General features: G+C 73.7%; 12 protein-coding genes. 5 read left to right on the plus strand and 7 right to left on the minus strand.

Annotation, left to right across the window (positions count from 1 at the left end):
• Nucleotides 1-11: 11 nt before the first annotated feature.
• Genes ACZ7OU_RS26090 through ACZ7OU_RS26105 form a run of 4 tightly spaced genes read right to left on the minus strand, consistent with a single transcriptional unit; the run spans nucleotide 12 to nucleotide 5,111 of the window.
• Nucleotides 12-899: a 3-hydroxyacyl-CoA dehydrogenase NAD-binding domain-containing protein gene (locus ACZ7OU_RS26090; protein WP_470237469.1), complete on the minus strand. Its 888-nt coding sequence runs from the start codon at nucleotides 897-899 to the stop codon at nucleotides 12-14.
• Nucleotides 896-2,776, minus strand: coding sequence for an acetoacetate--CoA ligase (locus ACZ7OU_RS26095; RefSeq protein WP_470237468.1), 1,881 nt, complete (start codon nucleotides 2,774-2,776; stop codon nucleotides 896-898). Before ACZ7OU_RS26095 ends, ACZ7OU_RS26090 begins: the two co-directional genes overlap by 4 nt.
• A complete protein-coding gene (locus tag ACZ7OU_RS26100) occupies nucleotides 2,773-3,549 on the minus strand; it encodes a crotonase/enoyl-CoA hydratase family protein (protein WP_470237467.1) in 777 nt (258 codons plus the stop codon). The genes ACZ7OU_RS26095 and ACZ7OU_RS26100 overlap by 4 nt, the downstream gene beginning before the upstream one ends.
• Nucleotides 3,546-5,111, minus strand: coding sequence for an acyl-CoA synthetase (locus tag ACZ7OU_RS26105; protein ID WP_470257101.1), 1,566 nt, complete (start codon nucleotides 5,109-5,111; stop codon nucleotides 3,546-3,548). Before ACZ7OU_RS26105 ends, ACZ7OU_RS26100 begins: the two co-directional genes overlap by 4 nt.
• Before the next feature lie 304 nt (nucleotides 5,112-5,415).
• Here ACZ7OU_RS26105 and ACZ7OU_RS26110 point away from each other — a divergent pair, with 304 nt between their 5' ends.
• Nucleotides 5,416-5,838: an STAS domain-containing protein gene (locus ACZ7OU_RS26110; protein WP_470237465.1), complete on the plus strand. Its 423-nt coding sequence runs from the start codon at nucleotides 5,416-5,418 to the stop codon at nucleotides 5,836-5,838.
• On the opposite strand, the gene ACZ7OU_RS26115 is transcribed toward ACZ7OU_RS26110, so the two are convergent.
• The gene (locus tag ACZ7OU_RS26115; protein WP_470257102.1) at nucleotides 5,835-6,761 is read right to left on the minus strand and encodes an NAD-dependent epimerase/dehydratase family protein; all 927 of its coding nucleotides are present in this window, start codon (nucleotides 6,759-6,761) and stop codon (nucleotides 5,835-5,837) included. The two genes, ACZ7OU_RS26110 and ACZ7OU_RS26115, sit on opposite strands and share 4 nt — an antisense overlap.
• 123 nt (nucleotides 6,762-6,884) lie before the next feature.
• Here ACZ7OU_RS26115 and ACZ7OU_RS26120 point away from each other — a divergent pair, with 123 nt between their 5' ends.
• Nucleotides 6,885-7,556, plus strand: a complete 672-nt coding sequence (locus tag ACZ7OU_RS26120) for a TetR/AcrR family transcriptional regulator (RefSeq protein WP_470257103.1) — start codon at nucleotides 6,885-6,887, stop codon at nucleotides 7,554-7,556.
• A 202-nt stretch (nucleotides 7,557-7,758) separates the two neighbouring features.
• Here ACZ7OU_RS26120 and ACZ7OU_RS26125 read toward each other — a convergent pair whose 3' ends face one another.
• Nucleotides 7,759-8,679, minus strand: coding sequence for an anti-sigma factor RsbA family regulatory protein (locus ACZ7OU_RS26125; RefSeq protein WP_470257104.1), 921 nt, complete (start codon nucleotides 8,677-8,679; stop codon nucleotides 7,759-7,761).
• Nucleotides 8,680-8,722: 43 nt separating this feature from the next.
• On the minus strand, nucleotides 8,723-10,054 hold the full coding sequence (locus ACZ7OU_RS26130; protein ID WP_470257105.1) for a low temperature requirement protein A: 1,332 nt from the start codon (nucleotides 10,052-10,054) through the stop codon (nucleotides 8,723-8,725).
• Nucleotides 10,055-10,514: 460 nt separating this feature from the next.
• Between ACZ7OU_RS26130 and ACZ7OU_RS26135 the strand changes: the two genes are divergently transcribed.
• The 3 genes from ACZ7OU_RS26135 to ACZ7OU_RS26145 are packed head-to-tail and all read left to right on the plus strand — an operon-like array spanning nucleotide 10,515 to nucleotide 14,172.
• On the plus strand, nucleotides 10,515-13,277 hold the full coding sequence (locus ACZ7OU_RS26135) for a sensor histidine kinase (RefSeq protein WP_470257106.1): 2,763 nt from the start codon (nucleotides 10,515-10,517) through the stop codon (nucleotides 13,275-13,277).
• Nucleotides 13,274-13,783, plus strand: coding sequence for a roadblock/LC7 domain-containing protein (locus ACZ7OU_RS26140; RefSeq protein WP_470237459.1), 510 nt, complete (start codon nucleotides 13,274-13,276; stop codon nucleotides 13,781-13,783). The genes ACZ7OU_RS26135 and ACZ7OU_RS26140 overlap by 4 nt, the downstream gene beginning before the upstream one ends.
• Nucleotides 13,780-14,172 carry a DUF742 domain-containing protein gene (locus ACZ7OU_RS26145; protein WP_470237458.1) on the plus strand — a complete coding sequence of 131 codons (393 nt, stop codon included), beginning with the start codon at nucleotides 13,780-13,782 and terminating at the stop codon, nucleotides 14,170-14,172. Before ACZ7OU_RS26140 ends, ACZ7OU_RS26145 begins: the two co-directional genes overlap by 4 nt.
• The last annotated feature ends 3 nt before the right edge of the window (nucleotides 14,173-14,175 follow it).

Consider the following 14,175-nt stretch of genomic DNA (forward strand, 5'->3'; position numbering starts at 1 on the left):
AAGCTCCAGGTTCAGGGCAGGTCGGGCTGCGCGGCCTTGGCGGCCAGCAGACGGTTCAGGACGGCGTCGCGGGCGGCGACGAGCTGATCGTCGCCGATGCCGTCGAGTTCCGCATCGACCCCGGCGACGAGCGTCTCGGCCAGCTCCGGGGTCAGGTGGACGCGGCCGAGGTCGCGCCACCACTCTTCGGTGGGCGGGCCGAGGTGCGCCAGGACGTGCGCGAGCCCGCCCGCGCCGCCGGAGAGGTGCTGGTTGAGGAAGGGGCCGAGCACGGCCCAGCGCAGCCCGGGGCCGTACGCGATCGCCGTGTCGATGTCGGCGACCGTCGCGATGCCGCGTTCCACGAGCGAGTACGCCTCCTGCCACAGCGCGGCCTGCAGCCGGTTCGCGACGTGGCCGGGCACTTCCCGGGCCAGCCGGATCGGCCGCTTGCCGAGCGAGGCGTAGAACGCCACGGCCCGGTCGACGATCTCGGGCGCGGTGTCGTGGCCGGGCACGACCTCGACGAGCGGGATCAGGTGCGGCGGGTTGAACGGGTGCCCGACGACGACCCGCTCGGGATGGCGCGGGCAGCCGCGGGCGATGACGCTGGGCAGCAGCCCGGACGAGCTGCTCGCCAGGACCACGTCCGGCCGCGCGGCCTCGTCGAGGACGGCGAACAGCGCGTGCTTGACGTCTTCGCGCTCAGGACCGTTCTCCTGCACGAAATCCGCCGCCGCGGCCGCTTCGCCGGCGTCGGCGACGAACCGCAGCCGATCCGTGTCTTCGAGTGCCTCTCGCAGCCGCTCTTCGGCGCCGGGCGCCGGATCGGTGGCGACGACGTCGTGGCCGTGGGCGAGGAAGAGCCCCGCCCAGCTCGCGCCGATCACGCCGGTGCCGACGACCGCGATGGTGCTCATGCGCGGGCCCGGAAGGCGTCGAGGGCGGTGGGGTCGGCCAGGACGTCCCGGCCCACGACGTCGTCGACGCGGGCGCCGAGCAGGAGTTTCTTCACGGGCAGCTCCAGCTTCTTCCCGGTGCGGTTGCGGGGGATCACCGGGACGGCGGTGATCGTGTCCGGCACGTGCCGCGGCGACAGCGCGCTCTTCAACGCCGTCGTGATCTTCTCGCGCAGCGGCGTGTCCAGGGCGCCGTCCCGGAGCACGACGTAGAGGCGGAGGTCGCCGTTGCCGCCCGCCGGGTCTTCGAGGTGCACGACGAGGGAGTCGTCGACCTCCGGCAGCTCCTCGACGACGGCGTAGAACTCGGCGGTGCCGAGCCGGACGCCGCCGCGGTTGAGCGTCGCGTCGGAGCGTCCGGCGATGACGCAGCTCCCCTCGGGGGAGAACCGGATCCAGTCGCCGTGGCGCCAGACGCCGGGGTAGGTCGAGAAGTACGTCTCGCGGTAGCGCGAACCCGTGTCGTCGCCCCAGAACCCGACCGGCATGGACGGCATCGGCGCGGTGATCACGAGTTCGCCGAGCTTGCCCACTACCGGAAAGCCGTGCTCGTCGAACGCCTTCGCGTCGACCCCGAGGCACGGTCCGGAGATCTCGCCGGCGAGCACCGGCTGCAGTGGGCCGCCCTGGACGATCCCGCTGCAGACGTCGGTGCCACCGCTGCCGACGTTGAGCAGCACGTCCGGTCCGAAGACGTCCCGCACCCAGTGGTAGCCCTCGGCCGGCAGCGGGCTGCCCGCCGCGCCGAGCTGCCGCAGCGCGCTCAGGTCGTACTCCGCGGCCGGGTCGAGGCCCGCCTTCCGGCACGCCATCAGGAAGCCCGGGCTCGCGCCCATCAGCGTCGCGCGGGTCTCGGCGGCCAGGCGCCACTGCCACGCCAGGTCGGGGTGCAGCGGGTTGCCGTCGACCAGCACGATCGACGCGCCGGTGAGCAGCCCCGACACCAGCGCGTTCCACATCATCCAGGCGGTGGTGGAGAACCAGAGGATCCGGTCGCCGGGGTGCAGGTCCCAGCTGAGGCCGTGGTTCTTGAGGTGTTCCAGCAGGATCCCGCCGTGACCGTGCACGATCGCCTTCGGCTTGCCGGTGGTGCCGGAGGAGAACAAGACGCACAGCGGGTGTGCGAAGCCGACCGGTTCGAACCCGGGCGCGCTCTCGGTGAGGAGCGCACTCCAACCCAGGGTGTCCGGGAGGTCGTGGCCGCCGTAGGGGACGTGGACGACGTGCTCGACGGTCGGCAGGCCGGCGCGGATCTCGGCGACTTCGGCGCGGCGGTCGACGTCCTTGGCGCCGTAGCGGTAGCCGGCCACGGTCAGCAGGACCCGCGGCTCGATCTGGCCGAAGCGGTCGACCACCGAACGGGCGCCGAACTCGGGCGCGCAGGACGCCCAGACCGCGCCCAGGCTCGCGACGGCGAGGTAGGCGACCACGGTTTCGGGGATGTTCGGCAGGTACGCCACCACGCGGTCGCCGCGCCCGACGCCGAGCCGGGCGAGGCCCGCGCGGGCCCGGGCGACCTGGTCGCGCAGCTCGCCCCACGTCAGCTCGGTGCGGTCGCGGGTCTGGGAGTACGCGATGACGGCGATGCCGTCCGACGGGCCGCCGAGCGCGTGCTCGGCGTAGTTGAGGGTCGCGCCGGGGAACCACTCGGTGCCGGGCATCCGCCGGTCCGGCACGACGCTCGAAGCGGGGGAGTGGAAGCGGACGCCGAAGAAGTCCTTGATCGACGACCAGAAGCCGTCGAGGTCGGTCACCGACCAGCGGTGCAGCGCGGCGTAGCCGTCGAAGGCGTGGCCGCGCTCGGCCAGCCACTCGAGGTACCGGCCGATCTCGGTCATCGGCCGACCTTCCCGGCGCGCTTGTCCAGGAACGCCTGCATCCGCTCCTTGGCTTCGGCGCTGCCGGTCGCGACGGCCGCCATCAGCGACTCCATGAAATAGCCCTCGGCCGGGTTGGCCTCGGCGATGCGGGGAAGTGCCTGCAGCACGGCGAAGTTCGTGATCGGCGAGTTCGTGGCGATCTTGCGGGCGAGGCCGAGCGCGTGCTCGAAGCCGTCGTCGACGCGGTAGTGCGACAGCCCGGCGGCCTGCCCCTCGTCGGCGTCGAGGACGCGGCCGGTGAGCATCATGTCGGCCATCCGGCTCGCGCCGATCAGCCGCGGCACCCGCACCGACGCGCCGCCGCCGACGAACAGGCCGCGCTGGCCCTCCGGCAGCGCGTAGAACGCCGAGGGCTCGGCGACGCGGATGTGCGCGGCCGCCGCGAGCTCCAGGCCGCCGCCGACGACCGCGCCACGGAGCACGGCGACGACCGGGACCTGCCCGCGTTCGATCCGCTCGAAGGCGCGGTGCCACATCATCGAGTGCTCCAGGCCTTCGAACGCGTCGCGCTCGGTGAGCTCGGAAAGGTCGAGCCCGGCGGAGAAGTGCTCGCCCACGGCGTCGAGCACGACGGCCTTGACCCCGCGCGGCGGCGAGCCGAAGAACGTTTCGAGGCCGAGCACGGTGGCGTCGTCGAGGGCGTTGCGCTTCTCGGGGCGGGCCAGCCGCAGCACGGCGACGTCGCCGAGCAGTTCCAGGCGCAGTGAGGAGGGCAGGAGCGGGATCGTCATGCGGGTCCGTTCGGGAAGGATGCGGCGGCTCGCGCGCGGAGCTCGACGCGGCGGATCTTGCCGGTGGCGTTGACCGGCAGTGCTTCGGTGAACTGCACGTATTTGGGCACTTTGTAGCGCGCGAGGTGCGCTTCGAGGTGGGCGCGGAAGGCGGCTTCGCCGAGTTCGGCTCCGGCCCGGCGGACGACGAAGGCGACGCCGGCCTCGCCCCAGCGTTCGTCGGTCACGCCGACGACGGCGCACGCGTCGACCTCGTCGAGCCGGACCGCGACGGCCTCGATCTCGGCGGGGTAGACGTTCTCGCCGCCCGAGATGATCAGGTCCTTGACGCGGTCGACGACGTGGGCCCAGCCGTCGTCGTCGACGCGGACGACGTCGCCGGTGCGGAACCAGTCGTCCTCGACGAAGCTCGCCTTCGACTCCTCGGGCCGGTTCCAGTAGCCGCCGAACACGTGCGGGCCGCGCACCAGCAGCTCGGCGGGAGTCTCGCCGAGCGGTTCGGGTGTCAGCTCGGGCCCGAGGCCGGCCACGTCGGTGAAGAAGTGCGGCACGCCCGCGGCGACGGGGTGGCCGGGCGTGCCCTCGTGGGTGGCCATCGAGACGCCCGGCGACGCTTCGGTCATGCCGTAGCCCTGCAGGAGCTGCACACCGCGGTCGAGCCACGCGCGGGCGACGCGTTCGGCGACCGGCGAACCGCCGTAGAGCACGCACGTCAGCGAGCTCAGGTCCGTGCGGCCCCAGTCCTCGTGGCGGCACAGCATCTCCAGCATCGTGGGGACCGCGGAGAAGCTCGTGATCCCGCCCTCGCCGATCCGGCCGAGGATCGCGCCGGGGTCGAACTTCGCCACCGGTTCCACGCTGCCGCCCTTGAACAGCGTCGGCAGCGTGATCTGGCCCAGCCCGACGCAGTGGAACAGCGGCGCGATGCACAGCGCCCGGTCGGTGCCCAGGACGTCGAGGTGTGCGAGCTGGTTGACGGTGTTCCAGGTGAGGTTCCCGTGGGTGAGGACCGCCGCCTTCGGCCGGCCGGTGGTGCCGGAGGTGTAGAGCAGCAGACAGGGGTCGTCGAGCCCGACCCCGGTGGGCGGCACGTCGCCGGCGGCGGCCAGCTCGGCCTCGAAGTCCAGGCCGCCCGCCGGGCACGACGCGGGGTCCGTCGCGACGACGTGCCGGAGGGTCTCCGGCAGCGGGCCGGCCAGCAGGGCGTCGGTGTCCGGGCTGTGCACCAGCACCGAAGCGCCGCTGTCCTCGAGCATGTAGCGGATTTCGGCGGGGGAGAGCCGGTAGTTGAGCGGCACGAAGAGCGCGCCGAGGCGGGCGGTGGCGAAGAGCGTCTCGAAGACCGTGACGTCGTTGACGCCGAGGTAGGCCACGCGGTCGCCCGGGCGCACGCCCAGCCGGGCGAGCGCGCCGGCCAGCCGGTCGACGCGGCCGGCGAGCCCGGCGTAGGTGCGCGTGCGGCCGGGCTGCACCAGCGCGGTGCGGCCGGGGGAGATCCGGGCCCGGCGCGCGGGCCAGCTGCCGAGGCCGAAGTCGGCCGGACCGAGCGGCGATCGGGTCACGCCGGGCACCTCCGTGCGCTATATCAGGAACCCTGAGACGCCGTCGAGCATGACTGTCACCCGCACGGGCTGTCAAGGGTGAGCGGCCCGCGGGCCCGTTTTTGGTACGTACGCCGGGAAGGCGCGCTTTCGGCGGACAGCGGGGGAGCGGGATTTCGGCCGTTGGCGGGGTTGCGCCGTTTGGATCAAGGGTTAGGCTGCGTAGGTGCGGTTCAGCACCAGCCGCCCCTCCCCTGACTTGCCGGCGTCCGAGCGGGCACTGGACACCACTCGGCGCGCCATCCGCGACTGAAGGCGTAAGAAGATGTTGGTCGTGCAGCACCCCGCGACGGCGATCCCCATGATGTCGCCGTCCCCCCTCACGGAACGAAGCCCGTTCGACATCCAGGTGATCCGCCCGTACTTCGGCGCGGTCATGGTCCGGATCCGCGGCGCGCTCGACGAGGACAGCGCCGCCGAGCTCGGCTCGGTCCTGAGCACCTGGGCGCACCGGCGGTTCCCGACCCTGGTGCTCGACCTGTCCGAGGTCGACTTCCTGGACTCGGCCGGCCTCGCGGTGCTCGCGGAGATCCACGTCCGGACGGTCCGCGAGAGCACCACCCTCCGGATCGTCACCGGCGACAACCGGGTCGTGCGCCGGGCGCTGGCCGGCAGCGGCCTCGACCACGCGCTGAACCTGAGCCCGCTGCCCTCCGGCTGGGAGCGGGCGACGGAGATCCCGAACTAGCCGGCTCCCGGCATCGCGCCGATCGTCTCCCGCAGGGCGTCGTCGGTGGGGGTCGGCTCGATGCCGAAGGTCGCCGTCGCCGCCGAGGAGTCCAGGACGAACGGGCCCCGCAGCTGGTACTGCATCTCCACCATCTCTCGCGCCGCCGGGTTGAAGAGCCCGGCCAGGCGCAGGGCGACGGCGGGCATCGTCGTGACGCGGGCCGCCGGTGCCCCGGACAGCTCCGCCGCGCGGGTCGCCAGCCGGCGCAGCGACACCGCCGGCGCCGTCGGCACGTGCCACGGCCGTCCCCACGCCCGTTCGTCGGCTGCGGCGGCGACCAGCGTGCGGGCCACGTCGCCGGTGTAGGTCCAGCTGTGCGGGGCGTCGAGGTCGGCCGGGGCCGAAGCGCGCTTGCCGGCCAGGACCTTCGGCAGCACCAAGGCCGTGAACGCCGACTGCGTGCCCGCGCCGAGGTAGTCCGAGCCGCGGACCTCGGTGGTGCGGATCCGCCCGGCGTCGTGCGCCGCGAGGGCGTCGGCCCAGAGCTTCGCCCGCACCTCGCCCTTGACCGAGTTCGGCCGCGCCGGCAGTTCTTCGGTCATCGGGCCGTCGACGGTGCCGTACGCGTAGAGGTTGCCGGTCGTGACGAGCACCGCGCCGCTGCTCTCGGCCGCGTGCAGGAGTGCGGCGCCGAGCGGCGGCCAGTCGGTGGGCCAGCGGTGGTAGGCCGGTCCCGCGCAGCTGTACAGCGCGGCCGCGCCGGCCGTGTGCCGCGCGAGTGTGGCGGCGTCGGAGGCGTCCGCGGCGACCAGCTGGACGCCCTTCAGCGACGGCCCGCCGCCGCGACGGGTGATCAGGCGGACTTCGTCGCCGCGGGCGGCGAGCAGGCGTGCGGTGGCCGTGCCGACCGGACCGGCGCCGACGATGACGTGCAGAGCCATGGAAACCCCCCAGGAGAGAACGGTGTTCTCGAACAAGAACACCGTACGGCTCGGCGTGGCCGCGCGTCAAGAACAGTGTTCTCGTCGAGTTCGGGTGTTCTCGGGATGTGCGACACTGGGACCGTGTCCGCCTCGTCGCTGCGTGCCCGGGTCCGCTCGGAGATGCACCAGGAGATCAAGGAAGTCGCCCGCCGCCGCCTCGCCACGGAGGGCGCGAACCTGTCGCTGCGCGCCGTCGGCCGCGACCTGGGCATCGTGGCGTCGGCGCTGTACCGGTACTTCCCGAGTCGCGACGCGCTGCTGACGGCGTTGATCATCGACGCGTACGAGGGCCTGGGCGCGGCGGCGGCCGAGGCGGAGGCGGCGATCCCGCGCGAGGACCTGCGCGGCCGGTGGCTCGCGGCGTGCCACGCGGTGCGGTCCTGGGCGCTGGCCCACCCGGCCGAGTACGGCCTGCTCTACGGCAACCCCGTGCCGGGCTACGCGGCACCACCGGAGACGGTGGTCCCGGCCTCGAAGGTGATCCTGCTGTTGGCGGCGATCGTCGGCGAGGCCCCGGAAGTGCCGGGACGCCCGGTGCCGGGATCGGTGCGCACTGACTTGCGCAAGCTGATCGACGAGCAGGGCGGTGGCCTGTCCGAGGAGCGGCTGGACCGGGCGCTGCTCGCGTGGACGCATTTGTTCGGCCAGGTCAACTTCGAGGTGTTCCACCGCCTCGACGACATGGTCCAGGCCCGCGCGGAGTACTTCGAGCACCACATGGCCTTGCTGGCCGACCTCGCCGGGCTGCCCTGAGCCGGCTTTCGGGCGGCCGGGCACGCACCGCCGACAGTGGCCCCGCTCCGCTCGCCGTCGGTCCTGGCCGGGTGCAGCGGGCTGCCCTGAGCCGGCTTCCAAACGGCCGGGCACGCACCGCCGGCAGTGGCCCCGCCCCGCTCGCCGTCGGTCCTGGCCGGTGCAGCGGGCTTCCCTGAGGAGGCTTCCGAGCGACTGTCGCTCAAACGCGGAAGTACGCCCGGAACGTCGTGCCGTGGTCGCCGGTGTGCTGGCGGACCAGGTCGGCCACGTAGTTGACCAGCAGCAGCCCGCGCCCCCGGGGCTGCTCCGGCGTCGCGGGGTGGCGGCCGGCCAGTGGGTCGGCGAGCGTGCCGCCGCCGTCGTGGACCTCGCAGACGAACTCGCCCTCGTCGCTCCACAGCCGGACGGTGCCGGTGCCGCCGCCGTGCTCGACGCAGTTCGACAGCAGCTCCGTGACCACCACCTCGACGTCGGCGACCTGGTCGGCGCTCAGCCCGGCGGCGGCCGCCTGGACGTGGGCCAGTGCGCGGGCCGCCGCGAGGTCCGTCGTGTCCGCTAGCTCGGCCACGCGATCCGGCGCCGGCGGTAGCGGCCGGTTGTAGCGGGCGAGGACGTCGTCGGGGGCGTACGCCGTGCTCGGGCGGTGGCCGGTGCCGTCGATCAGGACCGGGTGGGTGGCTTCCGCGTCGGCGAGTGCGGCCGGGTCGAGACCCGCGGCGTCGTACGGGCACAGGATCGTCACCTCCCGGCCGGTGAAGGCCCGGTTGATGAGTGCCTCGTGCTGCACGCACGCCGGGTATTCGACGGCCGACCGCTCCGCCCAGATCGGTTCGCCGATGATCCGCACCGGGCCGTCCGGGTGGGCGTCGGCGAACGCCCGCAGCACGCGGGGGATGATCCGCCCCGGGTTGCGCCCGGCGTCGGTCATGTCCAGCAGGCGGACCTTTTCGGCGTCCGCGCCGAGCTCCCGGCGCAGCAGGCCGAGGTTCCGCCCGGGCACGGCGACGGCGACCGGCTCACCCGCGGCGAGCCCGCCCCACACGAACGGGACGGTTCCGGCCAGGTACTCGGCGTCGTCGCGGTAGAACAACGCCGGGTGCGCGAAAGGGTCCGCGCTCACATCGCCTCCCTGGGCCGAGGGCGTCCAGTATGCGCGGCCGGCTTCAGCCTTTCTGCCCGGCCCGCCTCAGCCGCTCCTCCTGGATGCCGCGCAGGAACGCCACCGGGTCGTCGCCCATGCGGTCGCGCGCGCGGTGGCGGATGCCCGCCGAGACGATCGTGGCGACCACCGCCCACGCCGCGATCACCACGACCACCGCGGGCGCCGGCAGGACCAGGCTCAGCAGCGCGAGGCACGCCGTGGCCGCCAGGGCCGCGATCCGGGCCACGCTCGCGTACCAGCGTGGGCGTCCGGGCACCGAGAACACACGGGTGCCGGCCAGGTACATCGTCAGGCCCGCCGTCGTGAACCACGCCGCCGCCTGGGGCGGGGACTCGTGCAGCGACAGGTTCACCCCGGCGGCGATGAGCAGCAGCGCGAAGGCCGGGAAGAGGTGGCCGACCGCGTACAGCGAGTAGGCGAGCGCGGGGTTTCCGCCGGAGAGGTCGAGCAAGCGCTCGTAGATCCGCGCGGCCGAGGAGAAGTACAGCCACCACAGCGCACCCGCCATCACCAGGCCGGCGACCAGCGACGCCCAGTAGGCGACGTCGTCGGCCGGGCGCTCCAGCGCGGCCGTGCCGACCGTGATCACGAGCTCGCCGAGGAGCAGGATCATGAACAGCCCGAAGCGTTCGGCGAGATGGGCGGAGTCGACCGCCAGGTTCGGGTCGCTCGGCGGCTTCAGCAGCATCCGCCACTGCTCTTCGGGGGTTCCGGGTGACGGAGCCCCCGGCCCCGGATGTAGCCGCTCCGCCCGCGACGGCCGCTGCCGGGGCTCGCCGCGGCGCCGTTCGTGGCGGTCGCCGAGCAGCAGGAACCCGGCCTCCTGCAGCAGCGCGAACGCCCACAGTGCCCACAGCGCCCAGGTGTGCGGGAGGACCGCCGAAACGCCGAACAGGACCGCCGAAAACGTGTAGCCCCAGCTGATCCGCCTCTGGTCCAGACCGGGCCGCGCCGGCCACCGGTGCGCCGCCGCCAGGATCAGGCGGACCCCGGCCATGGCCGCCGCGAAGACCGCCGGGTGCCCCTCGAAGACGTGGTGGGCCTGGGTGGCGGCGATCCCGCAGGGGATGGTCCCGGCCAGCACGAACAGCCGGTCGGTGGTGCGGCGGTCGTCGCCGCGGCGGTTGTAGAGCACGGCGAAGCCGATCCACGTCCACCACAGCGTCGCGAACAGGCCGAGCGCGGCGGCGGCGCGCATCCAGTGCGGGTCCGCGACCACGCCGTGCGCCACCTGGCCCACCGCGAACACGAACACCAGGTCGAAGTACAGCTCGACCCAGCCGACCCGCTTGCCGGGGCCCGCGGCGGCGCCGTCGTCGTCCACATCGGTCACGGCGGCGATTCTGCCGGGTCTTCGTCCGTGCCTCCCACCCGGGCGCCGCGGGAATTAATAACACACCATTACGGCAATAGCCGAATTCGTCGCGATGGCACTTGTGGGTAATTCTGCCGCCAGTGCGAACAGGTCGACTATTTACGCCGTGTCAGGCCTCGGAGCTGGGCGAACAGTGCTTGTACGGTGTACAAGCAGCGACCGCCGGGACACAATGCGTGAACTGTCGGAGCGAATCCGAACTAATTTATTGCCCACTTCCGAATCGCCGGTCCTTAGGGTTGACAAGGATGCCGGACGTGATGTTCTCTGCTGGTCGGCTCGATCAACGCCACGTCTGCTCCGGTCCGGGAGCCGGGATTCCGGTCCACTCGGGACGTCCGTGGTCGGCCCTGGGGCCCCCGTCCTGTCCGAGTTCGACGTCAGCCGTCCGCGCGGCTGGGAATCGAGCGGTTCCACCATGCACGAAAGCAGATCCACCCTCCGCCGTTCGGCGGACGCCGCGTGGTGGCCCGCGCACTGGAGCGTGCGCACCAAGATCAGCGTCGTCCTGCTGCTGCCGGTCCTGGTCGCCGTGGCGCTCGCGGAGGTCCGGATCCAGGGCGAGCTCGACCGGGCGACCGCGCTCAGCGCCGCGCGCGACCGGCTGCCGGTGCTGCGGGACACGATCGACCTGACGGCGTCGCTGGGCCAGGAGATGGTCGCGGCCGTCGCGGTCCCGGGCGGGGCACCCGACACGCTGACCGCCGCCGTCGACGCGAAGGTCGCCGCGGTCCAGCGCGACACCGGCTTCGCGCCGCTGGCCGCGGACACCGGCCGGGCGCTGAACACCGCGCTGGGCAAGCTCGCCGGCATCCGCGCGGCCGGCACGGGCGGCGGCGACGTCCGCACGAAGGCCGCCGGCTACAACGACATCATCTCGACCCTCGGTGACCTCGTGCCCACGTTCGCCCCGGCCGACGCCGGCAGCGAGACCGCCGTCGGCGCGGAAACCGCCCGGCTGCTGGTGCACCTGCGTGGCGAGCTGGCCACCGAGGAGACCTACGCGCGGGCGGCGCAGAACAGCCCGGACGACGCTTCGCTGCGCCCGGCCGTCGTGCAGGCCGCCGCCGAGCAGGAGGTGCTCGCCGAGCAGGCCGCCCACCAGCTCTCGGGTGCCCAGCTGAACCGCTTCGAGGCGGCGACGAGCTCCGCCGCGGGCCGGCTCGACGCCCTGCAGGACCCGAGCAGGACCGGCGGCGAGACGCTCGCGTCGTTCGCCCCCACGATCGCCGCCGAGACGACCGGCGTGACGGCCGTGCTCACCGACGTCGCGGCGAAGCTGTCCTCCGACGTGTCGGACGCGGCCGACCGCGCCCGCTCGGACTCGCTGCGCGACACGGCGCTGGTCCTCGGTGCGCTGCTCGGCGCGCTCGCGATCGCCCTGCTGGTGGTGCGCTCGCTCGTCACGCCGGTGCGCCGGCTGCGCGCGGCCGCTCTCCGCGCGGCGAACGAACAGCTCCCGGAGACCGTCCGGCAGGTCCGCGAAGGCCACGACGTCGACTGGCGCTCGGTGCCCGACTCCGGGGTCAAGACCGAGGAGGAGATCGGGCAGCTGGCCCGCGCCTTCGACGACATGCACCGCCAGGCGGTCCGGCTCGCCGTCGAACAGGCCGAGCTGCGCAAGCAGGTCAGCGAGATGTTCATGACGCTCTCGCGGCGGAGCCAGTCGCTGGTCGAGCAGCAGCTGTCGATCATCGAAGACCTCGAGTCGGGGGAGCAGAACCCCCGCCGGCTCGACGAGCTGTTCCGGATCGACCACATCGCGACCCGGCTGCGCCGCAACGGCGAGAACCTGCACGTCCTGGCCGGTGGCCGGCCGGTCCGGCACGGCCGGGAGCCGGTGCCCACGCGCGACCTGCTGCGCGCCGCGACGTCGGAGGTCAAGGACTACCGGCGGGTGGCGATGGGCAACGCGCCCCGCAGCTCGGTGCAGCCCGAAGCGGCCGCGGACGTCGTGCACATCCTCGCCGAGCTGCTGGAGAACGCGACGCGGTTTTCCCCGCCCGAGCACAAGGTCGCGCTGACGGCCGACCGCGGCGCCGACGGCGGGCTGCTCATCGAGGTCGTCGACCAGGGCCTCGGGATGACCCCGGCGGAGCTGGTGTCGGTGAACGAGCGCCTCGCGGCGGCGGGGACCGTCGGCCCGGAGACGACCCGCCGGATGGGGTTGTTCGTGGTCGGCAGGCTCGCCGCGCTGCACGGCGTCACGGTCCGGCTGCGCGCGACCGGCGCGGGCGCGCGGAACGCCGGGGTGACGGCCAGCGTGCACGTCCCGGGCGCGCTCGTCATCGCCGACCTGGCCCGTCCGATCGGGGCCGGCCGGCTCGCGACGGCCGGAGCCGCCGCCGGTGGCCGCAACGGCCACACCCGGCCGCCGGTCGTGCCGACGCAGGCGTCGACGCCGATCTTCGAGCAGGTCGTCACGAGCTGGTTCACCGAGCCGGTGGTGAAGCCGCTGAACCGGCGGGACGCGCCGGTGGAGTGGCCGCCCGCGGCCGAGGCACCCGCGGCCGGCCGGGGGACCTGGCCCGGGTCGAAGGCGGACCGCGCCGACCCGGCCGAGGACGCGCCGGTGGAGTGGCCGCCGCCGGCCGAGAAGCCGGCGGCCGAGCGGAACGGGAGCACGGCGGCGCACCGGGCCGACCCGGCGGAGTGGCCCGAGAAGCCGACCGGCGAGCGGAATGGGAGCACGGCGGCGCACCGGGCCGACCCGGCGGAATGGCCGCCCCCGGCCGAGAAGCCAGCGGCCGAGCGGAACGGAACCACCGCGGCGCACCGAGTCCCCTCGGCCGAACCTGCGACGCCACCAGCCGAGCTCCCGGCGGCGGAGTGGCCCACCTCGGTCGACAAGCCGGTGGCCCGCCCCGAACCGGCCGGCGCGGCGGTGGGGGAGTGGGACACCCCGGCCGACCGCACGCGCCAGGCCGCCGAAAGCGCTCTCAAGCCCGCGAGCGCGCAGCGGCTCACCGACGCCGGCCTGCCGACCCGGCGGCCCGGTGCCCAGCTCGCGCCCGGCGCGGTCGTCCCGCGCGTGCGCGAGCAGACCGGCGGGACGGGGTTCCGCGACCCCACCGCCGTCCGCAGCAGCCTCTCCCGGCACTACCAGGGGATGCGCGCGGCCCGGCAGGAGACCGCGGCCCGCGCCGAAGAATCCGGAAAGGACGAAGTGGATCCGCGATGACCGAACTTCCCGACGTGCAGCCGCGACGGTCCGGCGCCGAACCGTCGGCCCGGTCCCTCAGCGGGACACTGGGCTTCCCCGGTCCGGCCGCGCCGCCCGAACGGACGGCGACGCTGAACTGGCTGGTCAACGGGTTCGTCCAGGACGTACTGGGCGTCGCGCACGCCGTGCTGGTCTCCGCCGACGGCCTGCTCGTGGCCGCCGACGAGGCCCTGCCCCGTGAGCGCGCCGACCAGCTGGCGGCGATCGCGGCCGGCCTGTCCAGCCTGTCGCTGGGCACGGCGGAGCTGTTCACCGCCGGGCGGGTGGTGCAGTCGGTGATCGAGATGGAGCAGGGGTTCCTGCTGCTGATGAGCGTGGGCGACGGCTCCAACCTGGTCGTGCTCGCGTCGACCGGCTGCGACATCGGCCTGGTCGGCTACGAGATGACGATGCTGGTCGAGCGAGTGGGGCAGAAGGTCGACGTGCCCGCGCGCGAGATACCGGTGGCCCAGGACCACCGGTGATCGACGACCCGCCGCCCGGGCCGTACGGGGAGGAGCCGCGGCGCAGCCCGTCGCTGGCCCGCCCGTACGCCTGGACGGAAGGCCGGACGGCGCCGACGGTCGAGATCGCCGTCGAAGCGCTGGTCGAGACCACGGCGGCCGGCCGGGCCGAGGCGGCGTACCTGTCGTCGAGCGCGCTGGCGGAGGTCACCGAGATCTGCGCCCGGCCGAGGTCGCTGATGGAGATCGCCGCGCTGCTGTCGCTGCCGCTCGGCGTGGTCCGCGTGCTCGTGTCGGACCTGATGCAGGACAACCTGGTGATCGTCCGCGACACGCTGTCGGACACGTCGACCTGGGACGAGCGCCACGACTTGATGGAACGCGTGCTGCACGGGCTGCGCGATCTTTAGCAC

It is taken from the genome of Amycolatopsis sp. NPDC114505 (assembly GCF_055633615.1).

Bases quoted from the DNA above. Each gene is read 5' to 3' on its own strand.
- ACZ7OU_RS26110 (WP_470237465.1), top strand. From the start codon at position 5,416: ATGTTGGTCGTGCAGCACCCCGCGACGGCGATCCCCATGATGTCGCCG.
- ACZ7OU_RS26100 (WP_470237467.1), bottom strand. From the start codon at position 3,549: ATGACGATCCCGCTCCTGCCCTCCTCACTGCGCCTGGAACTGCTCGGC.
- ACZ7OU_RS26095 (WP_470237468.1), bottom strand. From the start codon at position 2,776: ATGACCGAGATCGGCCGGTACCTCGAGTGGCTGGCCGAGCGCGGCCAC.
- ACZ7OU_RS26115 (WP_470257102.1), bottom strand. From the start codon at position 6,761: ATGGCTCTGCACGTCATCGTCGGCGCCGGTCCGGTCGGCACGGCCACC.
- ACZ7OU_RS26140 (WP_470237459.1), top strand. From the start codon at position 13,274: ATGACCGAACTTCCCGACGTGCAGCCGCGACGGTCCGGCGCCGAACCG.
- ACZ7OU_RS26135 (WP_470257106.1), top strand. From the start codon at position 10,515: ATGCACGAAAGCAGATCCACCCTCCGCCGTTCGGCGGACGCCGCGTGG.
- ACZ7OU_RS26090 (WP_470237469.1), bottom strand. From the start codon at position 899: ATGAGCACCATCGCGGTCGTCGGCACCGGCGTGATCGGCGCGAGCTGG.